The sequence below is a fragment of the Chloroflexota bacterium genome, assembly GCA_015478725.1.
Classification (GTDB): Bacteria; Chloroflexota; Limnocylindria; order Limnocylindrales; family CSP1-4; genus C-114.
This window is the reverse complement of the sequence record JADMIG010000001.1, coordinates 236,255-256,843: the sequence shown is the minus strand read 5'-3', so window position 1 is coordinate 256,843 and position 20,589 is coordinate 236,255. Positions and strand designations below refer to the sequence as shown.

Here is a 20,589-nt window from a genome sequence, read left to right as displayed (position 1 = left end):
GCCCCCTCGCCGTATCCCAGCGCGTCCATTTCGCGTCGCTTACGCGCCTGGTGCGTGGTGGACGGCGGAAGACGCGACGGTGGCCCGGAAACACGAACGGCGGACGGTGACCACGTCACCTCTCGCGTCGAATGCCGCGTCGAGTACGCACCCAGTGCGTATCCGGCGCGCGGGGGCAAGCCCGGCCGCTCGGCCAGCGTTCCTACGGCTTGACGGCGACGAGGATCGCCCGATCGGCACCGCCGGCGAGCGGCTCGAGATCGTAGCTGCCGCCCATCGTCTCGACGGTGAGCCCTGCCGCCTCCGCGAAGCCGACGAGCTCATCGGCGGAGACGAGCCGGAGGCGATCCTCGCGGATCCAGCGGACCGCCGGCACGCCCGGATCGCCCTCCTCGTAGATCGTCGTGAGGCGGACCGTCCCGGTCGCGGCGTCGTGGACCGCGCTCGCCGCCTTGGTCACGAAGCGCCGGCTCTCGGGATCGCGGCGCGGATATTCGAGCACGATCCGACCGTCGAACCGGGCGAGATCGTCAGCGTCCGGGACCCACACATCCACCACGGCGAGACCGCCCGGCGCAAGATGGGCGGCGAGCGTCGCGACGACGTCCGCCTGAGCGCGGCGATCGCCCATGAGCAGGAGCGAATTGAGGGCCATGAATGCGAGGTGGTAGGAACCGGCGTCGGGAAGCCGGATCGTCCGGGCGTCGCCCTCGATGAAGCGGACTGGACCGGACGAACGGGATGACCCGTCGGCGCCCGGGACAGGCCGCCGTCGGGCCCGCTCGAGCATCGCCGCGTCGAGGTCGACGCCGGACACTGCGTGGCCGTCGCCCGCGAGCGGGATCGCGAGCCGGCCGGTCCCCACGGCAAGCTCGAGGATCGGCCCGCCTGTCCGGACGGCGAGCGCCCGGTAGAGGTCGAGGTCGCCCGGGGCATCGAGAAGGTCGAGGTCATAGAGGCGAGCCAGCGCGGCGCGCTCCTCCGGCGTCGCCCCGAGGATCGGCATGGCGGCGTCGCGGTTCAGCGTTCGAACCGGACGGTGCGCCCGGCCGCCTTCTTCACGGCGAGCGCGCTGATCGCCTCGAGGACGGCCCGGTTCGCCGCCATCGCCGTGGTCTCGGCGTGATCGTACGGCGGCGAGACCTCCACGACATCCATCCCGGCGAGCTCGACGGCGCCCACGACCTGGCGGATCGCCCGGAGCACCTCGCGGGTGAGCATGCCGCCGGGCTCCGGCGTGCCCGTGCCCGGTGCGAGCCCCGGATCGATGACATCGATGTCGAGCGAGAGGTAGATCGCGTCCGGCCCGTCGAGCGCCTCGGCGATCGCATCGGCGACGACCGCCTCCGCGCCGCGCTCCTCGATCTCCCGCATGAGGTGGTAGCGGAGGCCGTGCTCGGCCATCCATTCGAAGACCGGGATCCGCGGCCAGTACCCACGGAGCCCCACCTGGACGAAGTTCCGACCGTCCACCGCGCCCGACTCGATGAGGCGGCGCATCGGCGTCCCGTGGCCGGCGAGGACGCCCCAGTCGTCGCTCGCCGTATCCGCATGGGCGTCGAAGTGGACGATGCCGATCGAGCCGGGTCGATGGAGCTCGGCGACGGCCGTCGCCGAGGGCCAGGTGATCGAGTGGTCCCCGCCGAGGACGATGGGGATCGCGCCGCTGCTCGCCACGTCACGAACCTTGCGGTAGATGAGCGCATGGGCCCGCTCGGTCCAGGCCGGGACGATGTTCGCATCGCCGGCATCGACTGCCGTGAGCACCTCGTACGGCTCGATGCCGAGCGCCAGCGAATGGAGCGCCCCGGTCGTGTACTGCGCCTGGCGGATGGCGCGAGGGCCGAAGCGGGCCCCCGGGCGGTGGCTCACCGCGTCGTCGAACGGGGCGCCGATGATCGCGACGTCCGCCCGACGAGCGCGGATCTCCGCGGGGTCGGGCACCCATGGCAGGCGGCTGAACGTGACCGGGCCGACGTAGGTCGGGAGGTCGTAGTCGTCGAACGTCTCGTACTCGGCGTCCCAGCCGTTGACCGCGGCGAAGTCGGGGACGCGGGCCGCGTCGCGGTCTGATCCGTTACGTTCGGGCACGGAGCACTCCTCCGGGAGGCGGCGCGGTGGCGCGGGCGTCATCGCCCGTCGCGGCCGACGAGAGGCCGTCTCAGGGGGCGCCGCCGGTTCGTGTCCGTCGTCCAGCGGGGCGCGTCGAGCCGATGATACGCCCGGTGCGACGAGCGTGACCGGGGGCGGACTCAGCGGTCAGCGGACAGCCAGCCCTCGGCGAGGGTCACCATCGTGAGCACGAAGAGCGCGATCGCCAGCTGCAGGGCTCCCTGGAGCCGGAGCGCGACGAACAGCGCAACGACGATGGCGACCCAGCCACCGCGCCGGCTCGCCCGGAGCCAGTCACCGCGGTACGCGATGCGCCGATGGCGGCCGAACACGGCAAGCCAGAAGAGGGGGATCGTGGTCAGGCCGATCGCCGCCCCGATGAGGACGGCGCCGACGAACCCGGTGGCCGGATCCACGCGCGGATCGCGAGTCGTGACGACGATCCCGACGAGCACCCAGACCGCCGCGGCAGCGGCAAAGACCGCGAGGTTCCCGAGTCGATCGCGCGATTCCATGCGGTTGCGAGTCTAGCCGGCGGTCAGGCGAGCCGATCGACGAGGTCGCCGAGCTCGTCGAGCAGGAGATCCGCCCGCACGGCGTCGTCGGGATCGCTCGAGGGAAGCGGCGAATCCCCCTGCCGTCCCGGCAGGTACGCAGCGAGCCAGCCGGCTCGCTTCGCCCCGACGACGTCCGCCGCCCAGTCGTCGCCGACGTGGAGGATCGAAGCGGGCTCCGCGTCGAGCGCCGCCTCGGCGGCACGGAAGATCTCCGGCCGCGGCTTGATCGCTCCGACGCGCTGCGAGACGATCGTCGCCTGGAACAGCGGCGACCATCCCGCCGCCCCGAGAAAGCGGTCGATCGTCCTCGCGTGGGGCCAGTTCGACAGGACACCGAGACGGTGGCGCTGCGCGAGTCGGGCGAGCAGGGCACCCACGCCATCCGGTACCGGTACCTCGGCGATGAACGCCGCGCTGTAGGCCTCCACGGCGGCGCTCCGCTCCGCGGCGTCGGACATGACTGCCGCGACCGCGTCGTCCCAGCGCCGTCCGACGGCGGGTGGGGGCATCCCACGAAGGCGGGCGAGGACGCGCACGACCCGCTGTTCCAGGTCCACCTCGCGACCCTCCGGGATCTCCTCCGCGAACTGGCGGACCCGCTCCTCGCGCCACGCGGCGAGGAACGCCGGCCGCGCAACGGGCCCGGAGCGGCGGTCGACCTCGATCGCCAGCCGCTCGACCACCAGCTCGAGCGCGTCCCGACGCACCGCCACGAGCGTGTTGCCGAAGTCGAAGGTGATCGCGACCGGGTGAAGCCGACCCGCGGCCCGCGTTCTGGATCCGGTCACGCGGTGGCGCTCGCCGGACAAATGTCCCGATACGGGCAATACGAGCATCCGACCGGGTCCGGGCGCGGGGTGAAGTCGCCGGCCCGGATGCCGGTCGCCGCGGCCGCGATCAGCGTTCGAGCCCGGGCGATCCGGCGGTCGTCCACCTCCGCCCGTCCGACGAGCCCCGAGTCGAGGAACCACAGCTGGACGGCGTCCGGAAGCCGTCCCGTCTGCGCCTCGTACGCGAGCGCGTAGATCGAGAGCTGCAGCGATTCCCGGGCCCGCTTCCGGGCGACCGCGGGGTCGCGAACGTCGCCGGACTTGTAGTCCGTGATGGTCACCCGCTCGCGCGGGAGGAGCCGCAGGGTCGGCTCGACGACGTCCGGGGCGAGACCACTGCGGTTCGGACCGGCCGCGGTCGGGCCGAGCTCGGCGGCGCTTCCCGCTACTTCCGCCTCCATCGTCGAGGTCTCGCCGATCCCCGTGCCGTCGGCGGGACCGGCCTCGACATCGACCCGATCCCAGCGACCGCGGATCCGATCGCCGTCGAGGAGGAACGTGAACTCCCGTTCGACCGAGGCCGGCACGACCGCGTCCGCCTCGAGCTGTGCCGCACGGAAACGGCGGAGCGCCGTCCGCCCGGCCTCGAGTCGTGCCTCCTCGTGCTCGCGTGACAGGAAGCCCTCGTTCGACCACGCCGCCTCGAAGGCCGCGACGAGATCCGCCTCCGACATCACCTCCCCGCCGGCCTGACGGCGATGAAAGGCCGAGACGGCGACGTGGAGCGCCGCCCCGTAGATGAGGGCGTGATGCGGCGGTGTCGGTATCCGGAGGAGGTGCCCGTAGCGGTACTTCGCCGGACAGCCGAGGTACGCGTCGATCGCCCCGAAGCTCAGCGTCAGCGGTTCGCCGATGGGCCGCACTCGCACCGGCCGGTCCTCCGCGATGGGCGCCGTCGCACGACCGTGGCGGGCGAGCCGCTCGAGCGGCGACGGGGTGACGATCTCCGCGGCCGCGGCGGGGAGGTCGAGCGCTTCGACGACGAACGGCGACACACGGCGGACCCGTGCCCCCCCGTAGTCTCGGGCGTGGCTGAGGATGAGCTCGTCGCGGGCGCGGGTCATCGCGACGTAGAAGAGGCGGCGCTCCTCGGCAAGACCCGCGTCGCCCTCGGGCACGACCTCGTCGAGGAGCGCCGCCGGCAACCCGAGGGGATCCCGTCGATCGAGCGCCGGGAACCGGCCGGCGACGAGGCCGACGATGAACACGGTCGGGAACTCGAGCCCTTTCGCCTTGTGGACGGTGAGGACGGCGACCCCGTCGGCGTCCGGATCGAGCTCCGCCGTCGCCGGATCGTCCCCCGCCTCGAGGAGTGCGCCGAGGTGCGGGACGACGAACGCCGCTCGAGGATCCGCGACGAGCTCCGAGCGGACGCGCACGATCTCGAAGAAACGGGCGACGTTGCGGAGCGTCTCCTCGGCCGCGACGCTGTCCGCCGCCGACCAGCGAGCGAGCAGGCCCGACTCCCGAAGGAACGTGTACAGCACCTCGCCGGACGATCGTTCGTGGGCGAGGGCCACCCAGCGCCGCAGGTCGTCGACGAAGCGAGCGAGCGTCTTCGAGGTGGCGGGTGAGAGACGGATGAGCCCCGGCTGCCGCTGAAGCTCCTCCACGATCTCCCAGATCGAGCGGTTCCGCCGTCGCGCGGTCGTGACGATCGAGGTGAGGTCCTCGCCGCCGAGGCCGTAGACCTCCGAGGCGGCGAGGGCATAGACGTCCGTGCTCGAGCCCGGGTCGGCGATCGCGCGGAGCGCCGACAGCAGGAGCCGGACCTCGGGTCGAGCGTACAGGCCCGACGTCCCGGAGAACCGCCATGGGATGCCCGCCGCGTCGAGCGCCCGGACCACGGGATCGGCCATCGCGTTCGTCCGCACGAGGACGGCGTGATCGCGCGGCCGGGCGCCGGTGATGATCCGGCGCCGGATCTCCGCCGCGACCCAGTCCGCCTCGTCCGATCCCGTGGCGAACGACTCGACGCGGACCGGACGGGCTCCGTGCGCGCGGCGCTCGGGCCGCAGTCGCTTGGCGATCCCGGCCCGCACCTCGAGACGGTCCGGATCGTTGTGGCGGATGAGGCGATACGACGCGTCGAGGATCGGAGCGCGGGAGCGGTAGTTCCGCCGGAGCACGACGAGTCGGGCTCGGCGGTGGCGCTCACGGAACTCAAGGATGTTGCTGATCGCCGCGCCACGGAAGCGGTAGATCGACTGGTCGTCGTCGCCGACCACGGTGATGTCGTGGTGGCGGTCGGCGAGGAGGCCGACGAGTGCAGCCTGGGCGCGGTTCGTGTCCTGGAACTCGTCGACGAGGATGTACCGGAACCGCGCCTGCACGCGGGCCCTGACCGATGCCGAGTCCCGGAGGACCCGCAGGGCGAGTGCGACCTGTTCGCCGAAGTCGAGGTAGCCGGCGGCCCCGAGAAGCTCCTGGTACCGCTCGAACGCTCGGGCGAGCTCGAGCTGACGTTCCGCCGCCTCGAGCTCCGCCGCGGCGCCCTCGTCGCCGGACGTCCATGCGGCGCGTGCGTCCTGAACCCGCCGGCTGGCGTATCCGAGGTACCGCGCGGGCGAGATGTCCTCGTCCTTGCACCGACTGAAGTGGCCGGCGAGGGCGTCGAGGAAGCGGGTGGGATCGCCGAGGGGCCGGTATCGGTCGAGCTCGAATCCGAAGAGGCGCTCCCGGAGGAAGACGACGACGTCCGCCCGGGAGAGGACGCGGATATCCGACGAGAGTCCCGCCTCGAGCGCGAACTCGCGGACGAGCCGATCGCCGAAGGCGTGGAAGGTGGAGATCGCCGTGTCCGTGTAGCCATACGGCACGAGCTGATCCACCCGCACCGCCATCTCGTCGGCGGCCTTGTCCGTGAAGGTGAGGGCGAGGATCTCCGAGGGTTTCGCCCGCCGCGTCGCGATGAGCCAGGCGATCCGGCGGGTGATCACCTCCGTCTTGCCGGTACCGGCCCCAGCCACGACGAGGAGCGGCCCCCGGTCGTGCGTCACCGCGCGGCGCTGCTCCACATTGAGGCCGTCGAGAAGCCCGCCCAGGCCCTCGCCATGCCCCGCGGCGGTCGAGACGATCGTCGGCGGCACACCCCAGACGGGGATCTGTTCGAGCGGGGCGGGTTCGCGCCGTCGATGAGGTGCACTCATTGGGGGGTCATACGACGGTCGGCCTGCCACCACGAGCGGATCATGGACGGCATCCGTGACAGCTTGGCCGTCACTCGGCCCTGGCGGACCCCGTCGGATGGTCCGCGGTCGCGGGGCTGCCCTTCGCCGCGGCGCGCGCGAGCTCGAGCGCCTCCGTCTCCTCACCCGACAGGGCGTTTTCGGACCGGCCAGCGGTGAGGGCCCTGGCATAGACGCGGGTCCCGGAGCGCGTGTGGAGGCTGGTGAGGATGAAGCCATCGTCGTCCGCATCGAGAAGGGCGAGGACGAAGCTCTGGTTCCCGCCCGTCTCTTCGAACGGGTTGTAGCGGACGAGCCCGAGCCGCTGGAACGCGCGCCGTCCGGAGGCCTCGAGCATGGCCGTCCGGGCAGCCACCGAGGCGAGCTCGCGGGCGACCGCGTCGACCGTCTCGAGATGTGCGCCGATGACGGCTTCGAGGGTGTGCCCGTCCGCACCCCGGGTGAGCGCGACGACGCGGGCCTCGAGCCGTGCGAGCCGCCGCATCGAGCGGACGCCGACCGCGACCGCGACGGCGAGCGCGATGGCAGCGATGATGAGATCCACCGCCGGCGAGGCGAGCGAGAGGTCGATGGGGCGGTCCTCCTCGGGGACCCGAGTCTAGCAGTCGGGCCCGACGCGCCCGATGCTATCCTTCCGCGTCGGCGGTCCGAACCGCCCACGAGACGACGACCGGAGGCATCCCGCACCCATGGCGAAACGCCAGCGAACGAGACCGGGCCAGCGGCCACCCGCAGCCCGAGCGACCCGCCCGGCGGCGCGCCCGGCCACTGCCCGGCCGGTGGGCGGACCCGCGGTGTCGCTCACCGCAGCGGAGGAAGCTCGGGCCGCGGAGATCGAGGCCCAGCTGGTCGCGGACGAGCGGGCCGCCGAAGCAACCCGGATCCGCGGACGCGATCGCCGCCGCGACGAGGCGGGTGGTCGCGCGACGATGGTGCGGACGCGGGACGGGAGTCTGCTTGCCGCCCGCGCCGAGGAGGAATACGCCTACGTCGCCCGCGACGTGCGACGGATCGTCCGGGTCGGCGGATCGCTCCTGGGGGTCATGTTCGTGCTCTTCATCCTCATCGACGTGGCCGGGGTCGTCCGTCTCTGATCCTCCCGCGGGCACGGCGGCGGTACCATCCGACGATGCCGGCCCGCCGATCGACCGCCGCCGGAGGCGCCCGCCCGGAGGCGCTCTTCGCTCCGCCGCCGGGGCGGCAACCACTCGCCGCCCGGATGCGCCCGCGGGATCTCGACGAGTTCGTCGGCCAGGAGCACCTCGTCGGCGAGCGCGGCCCGCTCCGCCGCTCGCTGGCTCGCGGTCATCTCGGCTCGCTCCTGCTGTGGGGTCCGCCCGGGACGGGCAAGACGAGCCTCGCCCGTCTCCTCGCGACCGCGGTCGGCGCCGACTTCGAGACCCTCTCGGCGGTGATGAGCGGCGTCGCGGACGTCCGCTCGATCGTGGCGAACGCGCGGGAGCGACTGACGCTCGGCAGCACCCGCACCGTCCTGTTCCTCGATGAGATCCATCGCTTCAACAAGGCGCAGCAGGACGCGCTCCTGCCCCACGTCGAGGATGGCACCGTCACCCTCATCGGGGCGACGACGGAGAACCCGTACTTCGAGGTGAACTCCGCCCTCCTGAGCCGCCTGCGCGTCTGGCGCCTGGAACCGCTGAGCGACGCGGATGTCGCGACCGTCGTCCGCCGAGCGCTGTCCGACGCCGAGCGTGGACTCGCGGGCGACCTGGGTCCGGCCGGTGGCGTGGCCCTTCCCGAGGATGCATTCGCCCACCTCGTCGACATCGCCGGCGGCGACGCACGGTCGGCCCTCAATATCCTCGAAGGCGCGGTGGCGCTCGCCGATGCGGAAGAGGCCCGCGACGCGGACGGTCGGCTCGCCCCGCGGCTCGAGGACGTCGAGGCGGCGGCACAGCAGCGGGTCCTCACCTACGACCGGGCGGGCGACGGCCATTACGACACGGCGAGCGCATTCATCAAGAGCCTTCGCGGCAATGACCCGGACGCCGCGCTCTACTGGCTCGCCTCGATGATCGCCGCTGGCGAGGACCCGCGATTCATCGCCCGGCGGCTCATCATCAGCGCCTCGGAGGACGTCGGCACCGCGGATCCCCGGGCGCTGTCGGTCGCGGTCGCCGCCGCATCGGCGCTCGACTGGGTGGGGCTGCCGGAGGCGCAGTACGCGCTCGCCCAGGCGACGATCACGCTCGCTGTGTCGCCGAAATCCAACCGGGTCGGTCGAGCCTACGCGGCGGCGATGGACGACGTGCTGCGGCACGGATCCCAGCCGGTCCCGCGGCACCTCCGCGCAGCGACGGACCGCCAGCGTCGCGAGACCGGCGATGCGGCCGGTTACCGCTACCCACACGACTACGAGGGAGCGGATATCGAGCAGCAGTACCTGCCCGACGCGCTCGTCGGCCGGCGCTACTACGTCCCATCCGACCAGGGGGTCGAGCGCCGCATCGGCGAGTACATGGCGGAACGCCGGGCGCGACGAGCGGACCGACCGAAGCGGGTCCCCCAACCCGGCGGTGACCCGATGGTCGGCATGGGCGACGGTGCGAAGGCGCACACCGAGAGTCGGCGGAAGCTCGCCCGTACCCAGCGCGCCGACGCCGAGGAGTAGCTCGGGACGGGTCGGTGACGAGATTGCCCATCGGATCGAGCCCTCCGTCCCAGGTTCCGGCAGATGGCCATCAGGGGGGCACTGGTCAGTCGGATCGTGACAGGTCGCCATAACCCGGGTATCTGGCAGCGTCCACGCTCCCGCTCGTCCCGAACCACGCTCAGGTCTGCGAGCGCCACGTGGAGAGTCGGTGACCAACGCCCACCTGGGGGTCCTCTGTCAGGATCGGCGTGCCGCGACGTACTCGGCCGGGCGATCGGATCCGGCAGCAGCCGGGCGGGTCTGCGCTATCCAAGGTCCGTGGGGAATCACCGCTCGCTCAGGCCGCCGCACCCGTGGGGCACCCCGATCAGCCAGGAACCCCCGCCACGATCTCGAGGATCTCCGCGCCGTAACGGTCGAGCTTCGCGGGTCCCATCCCCTTGACGCGCCGCAGCGCGGCGATCGATCCCGGGCGCGCCTCGGCGATCGCGGCCAGCGTCGCGTCATGCGCGACGACGTAGGCCGGCACTTCATCGGCTCGGGCACGCTCGAGGCGCCAGGCGCGAAGCGCGTCAGCGAGCGGATCGCCGGTCTTCGCGACCGGTCGGGCCATCGCGTCCGGCAGGACCGTCACGCGACCGCGGGGGCGGGTCGGCGGCCGGGCTGACCGTGCCGGCGCGAGGTCGGCGAGGAATCGGCTCGGTCGTCGGCGCGCCTCGCGACCCGCCGTGCCCGCTCGAGACTCGGCCCATGAGAGGGCGAGGTGGACTCGGGCCCGAGTGATCCCGACGTACAGCAGGCGGCGCTCCTCGTCGAGCGAGGCCTCGTCGTCGAAGGCGTGGTGGATCGGCAGGCTCCCCTCTTCCAGCATCGGCAGGAAGACCGCGTCCCATTCGAGCCCCTTCGCGCGGTGGTACGTGACGAGGTTCACACCCTCGCCCTGGCCGGCACGCTCGGCCGCATCGCGACCCGCGAGGTCCGCCAGGACCGTCTCGGCGTCGAGCCCGGCATCCGCGACGGCACCCTCGGCGATGATCGCGACGAGCACGGCGAACGCCGCGCCTCGTTCGCGGGCCTCCGGACCGTCCGGGTCGACGCCAGGCTCGTATCCGAGTTCGTCGTGCCAGCGGGCCACGATCGCATCGAGGAGCGCCGGGCCCGTCTCCGTGAGGCTGCCACGCCGGATGATGGCGATGGCATCGCGGACGTCGCGGCGCTCGTAGAACCGCTGGCCCCGCACCGCATAGGAGATGCCCGCCTTCGTGAGCTCCTGCTCGATCGGTGCGAGCTGCGCGTTCATCCGGACGAGGACGGCGATCTCGACGGCGGCGACCCCGCTGCCGACGAGGCGGCTCATCTCTGCGACGATTGCCTGAAGTTCGCTCGCCGCGTCCGGATACCCGCGGATGCTCGGCGACGGTCCGGCAGGCCTGGTCGGGACGAGCACCTTCTGGCGACCGGGATGAGCGATGAGCCGGTTGGCGAGCTCGAGGACCTGTGGCGTGCTGCGGTAGTTCTCCGTGAGGGCGATGACCCGGGCATCGCGGTGGCGGGCGGCGAACCCGGTGAGGAACTCCGACGTCGCGCCGGTGAACGTATAGATGGTCTGGTCCTCGTCGCCGACGACGCAGAGGTCGGTCCTTTCGCCGGTCCACAGCTCGAGCAGCCGCTCCTGGAGCGGACTCGTGTCCTGGTATTCGTCGACACTGAACCAGCGCTTCCGCGACTGGACCACCGAGAGCGCCTCCGCATCGGTCTCCAGCAGCTCGATGGTGAGGGTGAGCATGTCGTCGAAGTCGACCCGTCGGGCGCGTTCCTTCGCCGTCTCGTAGTCGGCGTACAGCCGAGCGAAGAGCTCGACCGGGATCGGCGGAACTCGGGTCGCGGCCGCGACCGGATACGCCCGCGGGGCGATGCGGCGGCTCTTCGCCCACTCGATCTCGTCGATGAGGTCCTTCGCCGGAGTGAAGCGATACCCGCCCGGGAGCGCCCGGGCGAGCCGCCCGACGATGGGGTACTTCGACTCGAGGATCGCGGGCAACGGGTCGCCGTCGTGGCGCGACGGCCAGAAGTGGCGGAGCTGACGCAGGGCGTGGGCGTGGAACGTCCGGGCGGTGACCGATCGGTGGCCGAGCGCCGCGAGCCGTTCGGCCATCTCGCCCGCGGCCTTGTCGGTGAACGTGACGACGAGGATGTCGGCGGGCGCCACGACGCCTGTCGCGATCGCGTACGCGGTTCGGCGGCTGATGACCCGGGTCTTGCCGGTCCCGGCGCCGGCGAGGATCGCCACCGGTCCGCTCGTGGTGCGGACCGCCTCGCGCTGGGCGTCATTGAGGTCTTCGAGCAGCCGCTCGGCCGCCAGCGGGTCCCGGTTCACCCCGAGCTCATCGTGGGCTCGCCGGCCGAGCGGCGGCGGTGTCGTCCGACCGGGTGCCGGGGATTCGAGAGGCCATCGCGACAGCTTAGCCGTTGGGTGGCCGCGATCGACCGCCGGGCGATGGCTGGTGGCGAGTCGGGCTCAGTACGCCTTGCTCTCGACGACTTCGACGACGCGAACTCGTGGGGCTCCACCCAGGACCGACGTCGCGTGCGGCGATCGCCACAACTCCTCAAGGGCGAGCTTGAACGCCTCCGCCGTCGTCCGGTCTTCGAACTCGAGGTCGACCGCGACGTATTCGGGATCGTCGACGGGTCGGAAGATCCGGTACCGGCGCACCCCGGATTCCTCACGTCGGACGGGATCGCGGTCGAACGCGTCCTTCCAGGACTCGAAGTCGCGGATGGGATGCTCGAGTTGCACAACGGACATCTGTGGACCCCTTTGACGCCAGACGACGCGTGACTACTGTGTCACTGTATCCAATACAGTGCTACTATATCGATATGGGAGAACCTGTCAAGGTGCATCGTGCCTACGACTCGCCACGTCGCCGGGAGCAGGCGCGGGTTACCCGTCGTGCTGTACTCGATGCGGCCCGGACTCTCTTCATCGCCGGCGGCTATGTCGCCACCACGATCGATGCGATCGCTCAGAGCGCGCGGGTGTCGACCGAGACCGTGTATGGGATCTTCGGAACGAAGCGCTCGCTCCTGGCGGAGCTCGTCGACGTCTCGATCGCCGGCAGCGACGACGCACTGCCGATCCTCGAGCAGCCCTGGGTGCGGGAGATGCGCGGGGAACCCGATATCCGGCGCCGTCTCCAGGTCCTGGCCAACAACGGCCGGATGATCCTCGAGCGACGGGCCGCCATCGACGAGGTGGTCCGCGGCGCCGCAGCGGCCGATCCCGAGATCATGACCCTGTCGGATCGCGCGAAATCCCAGCGTTTCGTCGGCCAGCGGGAGCTGCTGCGGATCGTGATCGGCGGGGCTGCCCTGCGGGCCGGCCTGGATCTCGAGACGGCCGCCGACATCCTCTATGCCGTCGGCAGCCCGGAGACCTACCGTCTGCTCGTCGTCGATCGTGGCTGGACCAGCTCACGCTTCAAGCGATGGTACGGCGAGACCCTCGAGCGCCTGCTCCTCGTGCCGTGAATATCAGCTCGCCGATGGACTCGGCGCGGCCGGGTTCCGAACGGTCGGGGTGAGCGCGGACGACCCGAGGACGCGGCCCGTCGCGTCGAGCGCCCGGGCGAGGACGAACCGCCTGCCACCGGTCAGCGGGATCGACGTCTCGAAGTCCACCCGCTCTGCGGATCCGATCGAGGTGAGCGAGGCCCGATCGTCGCCGCCCAGGAGCTCCCAGCGGGCGACGTCCGTTGCGCCGTTCCATGACACATAGGCGGTCGGACTTCCGTCCGCCCCGGCCTCGACGACCATGGCGGGCGGCTCGGACGGCCGGCCCACCCACGGCGACCGGATGCTGCGATACGACTGGATCGAGTCGGGGAACGAGGCGTCGAAGCGGAGCGTCCCGTCGCGACCGAACTCCGAGAGGTACGGCGTGCTGCCCCAGCCGACGAAGTAGTCGCCATTCGGCTGGACGCGGACGCTTCCCTGGCTCTGGACGACGAGTCCGTGGGGGTGGTCGAACGCCCGGATGAGCGATGCGCTGCGGGCCGCCTCGTCGACGGCGAGGACGATCGCCCTGCCGTGCCCGGGCGCCGTGCCGTCGTCGAAGATCGTCAGGCTCCCGTCGGCCTGACGGCGGGCATCGTGCTGCCAGGAGAACGTGGCGCCGTCGCCGAATGTGAAGTCGCTCTTCCTGCCGCCGAGACGCCAGAGGATCTCGCCCGTCGTGCGGTCGATCTTGTAGACCGTGGAGGTGTTCCTGGCGGACACGAGGAGCTTGCCGTCCGTGTCGATGTCGATCGAGTTGAGGTGGACCGCGTCGTAGGCCGCGTTCGCAGTCGTCGGTTCGTCGAGACGCGATTCCTCTACCGCGATGTGGTCCCGCGTGTGCCACTCGAAGAGGACCTTGCCCGACGCGATGTCCGTCTCCTGGATGACGTCGTCCCACAGCTGCCACGGCGCGGGCGTCGCGCCTGGGGTGACGTCGAGCGCGTTCGGGCCGCCCCAGAAGGCGAGGGTCGTCCCCTCCGGCGTGATGAGGAACTCATGGAGGTCGGCGCGGTGGCCGCCTCCGGCACCGACACGGAGCAGCTCCCGGTACGAGCTGTCCGCGACGACGAACTCGCCGCTCCCGTTGCCGCCGTTGAGCGTGCCCTCCCACCACGTCAGCACCGGCTGCCCGAGGTACCGGCTCACGGCGAGGTTCACGGCGTGGTTCCCGGGCCCGGTCGGGTGGATCCAGATCGGACGGCCCAGATCGTCCATGATCAGAAGACCGTCCGGAGGCAGGCCGTTGTTCGGGCTGATGAGGATGACCCCGCTCGCGACGCCGGACGCTGGCGTCCCGATGACGATCGGCGCGGCGCTGAGATCGGGCCGCGACCGGTACCGCCTGCGCCGTGCCACGGCCGCCGCTGCGGACGCCGATGCGGCCGCGTTCTGCGCGCCCGTCTGGCCGCTCGGCAGGGCGGACGATCCCGGACCCGGCGCTGTCGACGCGCCGTCGCTGCCCAGGCTGGCGACGATCGCACCAACGCCGACGATACCGGCGGTCGCGATCACGCCCGCCTTGAGGAATCGCCGCCTCGTCCAGCCGGGGCGGTCCGTCGGAGGGGCCGCCCGGGAGGTGTCGTCGCTCATCGGCCGTATTCTGCCCCAGCGCGCCTGAGCCCGTCCTGAGATTCCACCGCCTGGCGGGTACCGTCCGGGCCGGCTCGCGCTGTCTATGGCTCGAGGTCGAACGCCCGCACGTGGCGCGGTCGGAAGACGGCGATCGGCCGACGATCGAACGTCCCGATCCGCCGGATGCCGAGTCGTTCTGCGGTCGCGACGAGGACGGCCTCCGTCAGTCGCGGCCGGTGTTCAGCCGCCGCGGCGAGGAGGACCGCCGCCCGGGCGAGATCGGCCGCGGTGGTCGGGACGAGCCGGATGGCTCCGCCCACGACCGCGTCGATGACCGCGAGCGTCGCGGCGACGCCGAGCTCCCGCTGCAGCAGGTGATCGAGCTCGGTGAGCGTGAAGGCCGTCACGAGCAGCGGTTCATCGACCCGCTCGAACCAGCCGATCGCGGCCTCGTGGTTGAGATCCGCCGTGTCCGCCGCCGCGACGACGATCGAACCGTCGAGGATCACGGCCATCGGCAGGTCTTACCGGTCCTGCCGGCGCGACCGGCCGACCTCACGGCGGACGATGGAACGGCCATCGAGCGAAAGGCGACCGTGCGTACTCCGTCCGATGGCGAGGAACCCGAGCTCGGGTCGCGCCTCGTGCTCGTCGAGCCAGGCCTCGAGGGCGGCCATGACGATGGCCGTCTTCGTCGTTCGGGAACGGTGGGCCTCCCGCTCGATCCGTTCGAGGAGGTCCGCGTCGGCGAGGATCGTCGTTCGTCTGGTCGGCATATGCCGTCATATATTCGCTGGTGGCGGGTCCGGTGTCGAGACCGCTACGATCGACCCTCATCGAGCCGTCCGGACCACAGGGAGTCGCTGCCGTGAACCGTTTCGAGACGAATCTCCGCATCCCCGGTCCGACGGCGCTGCCGTCCGCCGTGCGCGAGGCAGGCGCCCGCCAGATGATCAACCACCGTGGCCCGGAGTTCGCCGCCATGCTCGAGCGGCTCACGAGCGGGCTCCGCGAGTTCTTCGGCACCCGAAACGACATCGCCATCCTCAGCTGCGCAGGCTCCGGCGGCCTCGAGGCGGCGATCGTGAACACCCTGTCGCCCGGCGACCACGTGCTCGGGGTGAGCATCGGCTCGTTCGGGGACCGCTTCGCGAAGATCGCCGCCACGTACGGCGCGGCCGTGACGAAGCTCGACGTGCCGTGGGGTCAGGCGGCGGAACCGGCCGCGGTTCGAGCCGCACTCGCCGCCGGCGGACCGTGGAAGGCCGTCCTGCTCACCCACAACGAGACCTCCACCGGCGTCATGAACCCGATCCCCGAACTCGCGGCGGCCGTCCGCGACGTCGCTCCGGATGCGCTCATCCTCGTCGACGGCGTCTCCGGCGTGGGGGCCGTCCCGTTCGAGCAGGATGAATGGGGACTCGACGTCGTCGTGTCGGGGTCTCAGAAGAGCTGGATGGCCGCTCCCGGGATGGCCTTCGCGAGCCTGTCGGCACGGGCGTGGGCGGCCGGCACCACCGCCCGCATGCCGCGCTTCTATCTCGATCTCGCGAGGCATCGCGAGAGCCAGGCCGCGGGCCAGACGCCGTGGACGCCCGCCGTCGGCGTCATGTTCCAGCTGGACGTCGCGATGGGCCTCATGGCGGCCGAGGGCAGGACCGCCATCTTCGCCCGACACGCGGCCTGCGCGGCCGCGACGCGGGCGGGTCTGGAGGCGCTCGGTTTCGAGCTGTACGCGGACCAGCGCCACGCCTCGCAGACCGTCACGTGCGCCCACCTCCCTGCCGATCTCGACTGGAAGACCTTCAACGGGGAGCTCAAGCGGCGGAAGCTCGTCGTCGCCGGCGGTCAGGGACCGCTCAGCGGCAAGGTCTTCCGGATCGGACACCTCGGGACCGTGACGCTCGACGAGATCCTCGGCTGCCTCGGCGTCATCGAGGAGGCGCTGGTCAGCCTCGGTCGTGACGTCGTTCCGGGGACCGGACTCGCGGCGGCGCAGCGAGCCGGCCTGGCGAGCATCGGCGTCGGGACGGCTGCGGGGATCGGCGCGGCGTGAAGGTCCTCGTCGCCGAGTCGCTGGCGGCGGAGGGTCTCGCCCTCCTTCGCGCACACCATGACGTCGACGAGCGGCTCGGCCTGAGTCGGGACGAGCTGAGCGCGATCGTCGGCGACTACGACGCCCTCGTCGTCCGAAGCCAGGTCCAGGTGGATGCGGCGCTCATCGGTGCCGGCGATCGACTCGTCGTGATCGGGCGAGCGGGTGTCGGCGTCGACAACGTCGACCTCGACGCGGCGACTCGAGCCGGGATCGTCGTGGTCAATGCGCCGACGGGGAACACGATCGCGGCAGCCGAACACACGCTCGCCCTCCTGTACGGCCTCGCCCGACGCATCGCCGACGGCGACGCGGCCGTGCGACGGGGCGAATGGAAGGCGGCCCGGGGGCGGCTGACCGGCGTCGAGCTCCGCGGCAGGACGCTCGGCATCGTCGGGCTGGGAAAGATCGGCCATGCGATCGCCGATCGGGCCCGGGCGATGGAGATGACGGTCATCGGTCAGGACCCGTACGTGAGCCCGGAGCAGGCCGCCCTCCGCGGCATCGAGCTCGTCGCCCTCGAGGAGCTCCTCCGCCGAGCCGACGCGGTCACCGTCCACGTCCCGCTCACGCGGACCACGCGGAACCTCATCGGCGCGCGCGAACTGGCCCTCATGAAGCCCACGGCCCTCCTCCTCAACGTCGCCCGCGGCGGCGTCGTCGACGAGGCGGCCGTCGCCGTGGCCCTCAGCGCCGGCCGGCTCGCCGGGGCCGCTATCGATGTCTTCGAGCACGAGCCGCCGTTCGAGCCGAACCCGCGCTCCCCGCTCCTCGACGCGCCGAACACGCTCCTCACGCCGCACCTCGGCGCCTCGACCGCGGAGGCCCAGGTCCGTGTCGCCGAGGAGGTCGCGGCTCAGATCGTGGACGTCCTCGACGGACGGTCCGCGCGGTACGCCGTCAACGCACCGCTCCTCACGCCGGAGACGGCCCAGGCGATCGCGCCCTACCTGCCGCTCGCCGAGGTGCTCGGCCGGTTCTTCGCCCAGTTCGCCCGGATCGGCGTGAAGACCCTCACCCTGGACGTCGCCGGCGAGCTCGCCACGCACGACGCCTCGCCGCTCACGGCCGCCCTCCTCCGCGGCCTCCTCGAGACGACCACGACCGAGCGGGTCAATCTCGTCAACGCCGGCGCTCTTGCGAAGGCACGCGGGATCACCGTCGTCGAACGAAAGACACCGGACGCCGGGGCCTTCGCGGCCGAGCTCACCGTCTCCGGGGAGGGTGGCGACGGCCCGATCGCCGTCGGCGGGACGGTGGCCGGCGGCGAGGCGCGATTCAGCCGACTCAACGGCTACCGGCTCGACATGGCGCCGGCGCCATCCATGCTCGTGACCCGCCATCGCGACCGTCCCGGGACGGTGGGGCGCATCGGCCTGATCCTCGGCGACGCGGACGTCAATATCAGCTCGATGCATCTCGCCCGATCGGGCCCGCGCGAGGACGCGCTCATGATCCTCGCCCTCGACGATGAGATCCCGGTCACGGTCGCCACCTCCATCCGGGCGAGCGACGGCGTCCTCGACCTGTGGTCTATCCGTCTCGGCACGGACCGGTGACGGAGGACGGCCGCCGGCTCGACATCCCGGACGGTCTCGACGCGACCATCGTCCTGCTCCGCCACGGCGAGTCCGTCCACATCACGGAGGGTCGCTTCCAGGGTCGGCAGGATTCGCCACTCTCGACCCGCGGCGAGGAGCAGGCGCGTCTCGCCGCAGAGCGGCTCGCGACCATCCCCCGGCCGTCCTCGCTCCCGGTGCCGGCCCAGCCGCCGATCGAGGTGGTCCACTCGCCGCTCGTCCGCGCCGCCCGCACCGCGGAGCTCGTCGGCGAGGCGATCGGTCGGGCGACCGGCGCGACCAGGCCGCGACGCGCCGACGGCCGTCTCATCGAGCTCGGCCAGGGGAGATGGGAAGGGCGGCTGCGGAGCGAGATCGAGGCGAACGACGGTGACCTCCTCGACGCCTGGCGTCGCTCGCCGCTCGAGGCGAACGCCCCGGGCGGCGAGCGCGTGGCAGACTCCGTCGACCGGGTTCGGGCCCTGCTCGTCGACGTGGTCGATGGCCTGTCAGCGGTGGCGCCGGCCGATCCGCGGCCAGGTTTGCCGTCGCCCGTCCCCGGCTACGCCACTGCTCCCGGCGTCGATGGGCCGTGGACACTCCTCGTCGGCCACGACGGGATCTTCAAGGTGATCCTGCTCGAGCTCCTCGACCTGCCGCTCGACCGCTTCTGGACGTTCCCGTTCGCCCTCTGCGGCTTCACCGTGATCGAGCTCCGCGCCGGGCGTGGCGTCCTGCGAGCCCACAACCTCACCGACCACCTCGCCGCGGCTGCGCCGGAGCGCCAGGCCAACGAGCCGATCAGCGAGCCGAACGGCCGCCTCTGACCGTCCTACGCCCGGCCGCGGGCATGGCGGTAGCGTCGCACGAGGGCGTTCGTCGACGTGTCGTGAGCGAGAGCCGGCGCGGCGGCTGACGTCAGTTCGGGCGAGATCCGCAGGGCAAGCGACTTGCCGAGCTCGACGCCCCACTGGTCGAACGAATCGATGCCCCAGATCGTCCCCTGGGTGAAGACCTTGTGCTCGTAGAGGGCGACGAGCGCTCCGAGCGTTCGCGGGTCGAGCCGGTCGGCGAGGATCGTCGTCGTCGGGTGGTTCCCGGCGAACGTGCGATGCGGCACCTGCGCCTCGGGGACGCCCTCCGCCTCGACCTGCTCGCGCGTCCGGCCGAATGCGAGCGCCTCCGTCTGGGCGAAGAAGTTGGCCATGAGCAGGTCCTGCTGACCCCCCGTCGCGCCGCCGACCTCCTCGGCCGCGTGGACGAAGCCGATGAAGTCCGCCGGAATGAGCCGGGTCCCCTGATGGATGAGCTGGTAGTACGCATGCTGACCGTTCGTTCCCGGCGTGCCCCACACGATCGGTCCGGTCTGGACGCCGACCGCCCGGCCCTCGACGTCGACGGACTTGCCGTCGCTCTCCATGTCGAGCTGCTGGAGGTAGGCCGGGAACCGTCCGAGGTACTGGCTGTAGGGGAGGATCGCCTGCGTCTCCGCACCGAAGAAGTCGTTGTACCAGAGGCCGATGAGGCCGAGGAGGACCGGCAGATTCCGCTCGAACGGCGCCGTCCGGAAATGCTCGTCCATGGCGTGGAAGCCGGCGAGCATCTCGCGGAAGCGCTGCGGGCCGATGGCGATCATGAGCGACAGGCCGATCGCCGAGTCGTAGCTGTACCGACCGCCGACCCAGTCCCAGAACTCAAACATGTTCGTCGGGTCGACGCCGAACTCGGCGACCTTCGCGGCGTTCGTCGATACGGCGACGAAATGGCGGGCCACGGCCGCGTCATCGCCGCCGAGGCCGGCGAGCACCCAGTCCCGGGCGGCGCGGGCGTTCGTGAGGGTCTCGAGCGTGGTGAACGTCTTGCTGCAGACGACGAAGAGCGTCTCGGCCGGCTCGAGATCGCGGGTCGCCTCGAAGAAGTCCGTCCCGTCGACGTTCGAGACGAAGCGGACCGTGAGCCCCCGATCGCCGTACGCCAGGAGCGCATCGTGGGCCATCGCCGGGCCGAGATCCGAGCCACCGATGCCGATGTTGACGACGGCCCGGATCCGCCGGTCGGTGTGCCCGGTCCAGGCGCCGGAGCGGACCCGCTCGGCGAAGGTCGCCATCCTCGTCAGGACCGCCTGGACGTCGGGCACCACATCGTGGCCGTCGACGACGATTGACGTCCCGGCCGGCGCCCGGAGGGCGACATGGAGGACCGGCCGGTCCTCGGTCGTGTTGATCCGCTCGCCACGGAACATCGCCTCCACCCGGGCACGGAGACCGGCGCGTTCCGGGAGAGCAAGGAGAAGGCGGAGCGTCTCGTCCGTGAGGCGGTGCTTCGAGTAGTCGACGAACAGGCCCGCCGCCTCTGCCGTGAGGCGTTCGCCGCGCCCGGGATCGGCGGCGAACAGTTCGCGCAGATGGACGTCGCGCATGATCGCGGCGTGTCCCTTCAGGGCCGCCCACTCTGCTGTCGTCTCAATCCGATCCATCCGTCTCCCATGCTCCGGTCGTCGC

At 71.7% G+C, this 20,589-nt stretch carries 18 protein-coding genes; 6 read left to right on the top strand and 12 right to left on the bottom strand.

The window, feature by feature from the left end; translation table 11 throughout:
* Window positions 1–202: 202 nt before the first annotated feature.
* The 6 genes from IVW53_01140 to IVW53_01115 all read right to left on the bottom strand — a co-directional run bounded on the left by IVW53_01140 (window position 203) and on the right by IVW53_01115 (window position 7,231).
* Window positions 203–1,006, bottom strand: coding sequence for a methyltransferase domain-containing protein (locus IVW53_01140; GenBank protein MBF6604175.1), 804 nt, complete (start codon window positions 1,004–1,006; stop codon window positions 203–205).
* 14 nt (window positions 1,007–1,020) lie between these two features.
* Complete coding sequence (gene speB / locus IVW53_01135; GenBank protein MBF6604174.1) at window positions 1,021–2,133, bottom strand: agmatinase; 1,113 nt, start codon at window positions 2,131–2,133, stop codon at window positions 1,021–1,023.
* Between the two features lie 119 nt (window positions 2,134–2,252).
* A complete protein-coding gene (locus IVW53_01130; GenBank protein ID MBF6604173.1) occupies window positions 2,253–2,627 on the bottom strand; it encodes a hypothetical protein in 375 nt (124 codons plus the stop codon).
* A 23-nt stretch (window positions 2,628–2,650) separates the two neighbouring features.
* Window positions 2,651–3,457, bottom strand: a complete 807-nt coding sequence (locus tag IVW53_01125; GenBank protein ID MBF6604172.1) for an HAD family hydrolase — start codon at window positions 3,455–3,457, stop codon at window positions 2,651–2,653.
* A complete protein-coding gene (locus IVW53_01120; GenBank protein MBF6604171.1) occupies window positions 3,454–6,648 on the bottom strand; it encodes an ATP-dependent helicase in 3,195 nt (1,064 codons plus the stop codon). Before IVW53_01120 ends, IVW53_01125 begins: the two co-directional genes overlap by 4 nt.
* A 70-nt stretch (window positions 6,649–6,718) precedes the next feature.
* Window positions 6,719–7,231 carry a DUF4446 family protein gene (locus IVW53_01115; protein ID MBF6604170.1) on the bottom strand — a complete coding sequence of 171 codons (513 nt, stop codon included), beginning with the start codon at window positions 7,229–7,231 and terminating at the stop codon, window positions 6,719–6,721.
* A 250-nt stretch (window positions 7,232–7,481) separates the two neighbouring features.
* On the opposite strand from IVW53_01115, the gene IVW53_01110 reads away from it, so the two are divergent.
* Window positions 7,482–7,781 carry a hypothetical protein gene (locus IVW53_01110; GenBank protein MBF6604169.1) on the top strand — a complete coding sequence of 100 codons (300 nt, stop codon included), beginning with the start codon at window positions 7,482–7,484 and terminating at the stop codon, window positions 7,779–7,781.
* Between the two features lie 35 nt (window positions 7,782–7,816).
* Window positions 7,817–9,319, top strand: coding sequence for a replication-associated recombination protein A (locus IVW53_01105; GenBank protein ID MBF6604168.1), 1,503 nt, complete (start codon window positions 7,817–7,819; stop codon window positions 9,317–9,319).
* A gap of 349 nt (window positions 9,320–9,668) precedes the next feature.
* Here IVW53_01105 and IVW53_01100 read toward each other — a convergent pair whose 3' ends face one another.
* Window positions 9,669–11,678, bottom strand: a complete 2,010-nt coding sequence (locus IVW53_01100) for an ATP-dependent DNA helicase UvrD2 (GenBank protein ID MBF6604167.1) — start codon at window positions 11,676–11,678, stop codon at window positions 9,669–9,671.
* A 141-nt stretch (window positions 11,679–11,819) separates the two neighbouring features.
* Window positions 11,820–12,110, bottom strand: a complete 291-nt coding sequence (locus IVW53_01095; GenBank protein ID MBF6604166.1) for a hypothetical protein — start codon at window positions 12,108–12,110, stop codon at window positions 11,820–11,822.
* A gap of 74 nt (window positions 12,111–12,184) precedes the next feature.
* On the opposite strand from IVW53_01095, the gene IVW53_01090 reads away from it, so the two are divergent.
* Window positions 12,185–12,835 carry a TetR/AcrR family transcriptional regulator gene (locus IVW53_01090; protein MBF6604165.1) on the top strand — a complete coding sequence of 217 codons (651 nt, stop codon included), beginning with the start codon at window positions 12,185–12,187 and terminating at the stop codon, window positions 12,833–12,835.
* 3 nt (window positions 12,836–12,838) lie between these two features.
* On the opposite strand, the gene IVW53_01085 is transcribed toward IVW53_01090, so the two are convergent.
* The 3 genes from IVW53_01085 to IVW53_01075 all read right to left on the bottom strand — a co-directional run bounded on the left by IVW53_01085 (window position 12,839) and on the right by IVW53_01075 (window position 15,210).
* On the bottom strand, window positions 12,839–14,452 hold the full coding sequence (locus tag IVW53_01085) for an arylsulfotransferase family protein (GenBank protein MBF6604164.1): 1,614 nt from the start codon (window positions 14,450–14,452) through the stop codon (window positions 12,839–12,841).
* 83 nt (window positions 14,453–14,535) lie between these two features.
* Complete coding sequence (locus tag IVW53_01080; protein ID MBF6604163.1) at window positions 14,536–14,949, bottom strand: PIN domain-containing protein; 414 nt, start codon at window positions 14,947–14,949, stop codon at window positions 14,536–14,538.
* 9 nt (window positions 14,950–14,958) lie between these two features.
* Window positions 14,959–15,210, bottom strand: coding sequence for a hypothetical protein (locus IVW53_01075; GenBank protein MBF6604162.1), 252 nt, complete (start codon window positions 15,208–15,210; stop codon window positions 14,959–14,961).
* A gap of 92 nt (window positions 15,211–15,302) precedes the next feature.
* Between IVW53_01075 and IVW53_01070 the strand changes: the two genes are divergently transcribed.
* The 3 genes from IVW53_01070 to IVW53_01060 are packed head-to-tail and all read left to right on the top strand — an operon-like array spanning window position 15,303 to window position 18,915.
* Window positions 15,303–16,490, top strand: a complete 1,188-nt coding sequence (locus IVW53_01070; protein MBF6604161.1) for an alanine--glyoxylate aminotransferase family protein — start codon at window positions 15,303–15,305, stop codon at window positions 16,488–16,490.
* Window positions 16,487–18,088 carry a phosphoglycerate dehydrogenase gene (locus tag IVW53_01065; GenBank protein ID MBF6604160.1) on the top strand — a complete coding sequence of 534 codons (1,602 nt, stop codon included), beginning with the start codon at window positions 16,487–16,489 and terminating at the stop codon, window positions 18,086–18,088. Before IVW53_01070 ends, IVW53_01065 begins: the two co-directional genes overlap by 4 nt.
* Window positions 18,085–18,915: a histidine phosphatase family protein gene (locus IVW53_01060; protein ID MBF6604159.1), complete on the top strand. Its 831-nt coding sequence runs from the start codon at window positions 18,085–18,087 to the stop codon at window positions 18,913–18,915. The genes IVW53_01065 and IVW53_01060 overlap by 4 nt, the downstream gene beginning before the upstream one ends.
* Before the next feature lie 5 nt (window positions 18,916–18,920).
* Here the strand turns inward: IVW53_01060 and pgi are convergent, their stop codons facing one another.
* Window positions 18,921–20,564, bottom strand: a complete 1,644-nt coding sequence (gene pgi / locus IVW53_01055; GenBank protein MBF6604158.1) for a glucose-6-phosphate isomerase — start codon at window positions 20,562–20,564, stop codon at window positions 18,921–18,923.
* Between the last annotated feature and the right edge of the window lie 25 nt (window positions 20,565–20,589).

Coding starts and splice junctions, on each gene's coding strand:
- IVW53_01080 (MBF6604163.1), bottom strand. CDS start 14,949: ATGGCCGTGATCCTCGACGGTTCGATCGTCGTCGCGGCGGCGGACACG.
- IVW53_01090 (MBF6604165.1), top strand. CDS start 12,185: ATGGGAGAACCTGTCAAGGTGCATCGTGCCTACGACTCGCCACGTCGC.
- speB (MBF6604174.1), bottom strand. CDS start 2,133: ATGACGCCCGCGCCACCGCGCCGCCTCCCGGAGGAGTGCTCCGTGCCC.
- IVW53_01120 (MBF6604171.1), bottom strand. CDS start 6,648: ATGAGTGCACCTCATCGACGGCGCGAACCCGCCCCGCTCGAACAGATC.
- IVW53_01130 (MBF6604173.1), bottom strand. CDS start 2,627: ATGGAATCGCGCGATCGACTCGGGAACCTCGCGGTCTTTGCCGCTGCC.
- IVW53_01075 (MBF6604162.1), bottom strand. CDS start 15,210: ATGCCGACCAGACGAACGACGATCCTCGCCGACGCGGACCTCCTCGAA.
- IVW53_01085 (MBF6604164.1), bottom strand. CDS start 14,452: ATGAGCGACGACACCTCCCGGGCGGCCCCTCCGACGGACCGCCCCGGC.
- IVW53_01105 (MBF6604168.1), top strand. CDS start 7,817: ATGCCGGCCCGCCGATCGACCGCCGCCGGAGGCGCCCGCCCGGAGGCG.
- pgi (MBF6604158.1), bottom strand. CDS start 20,564: ATGGATCGGATTGAGACGACAGCAGAGTGGGCGGCCCTGAAGGGACAC.
- IVW53_01095 (MBF6604166.1), bottom strand. CDS start 12,110: ATGTCCGTTGTGCAACTCGAGCATCCCATCCGCGACTTCGAGTCCTGG.
- IVW53_01140 (MBF6604175.1), bottom strand. CDS start 1,006: ATGCCGATCCTCGGGGCGACGCCGGAGGAGCGCGCCGCGCTGGCTCGC.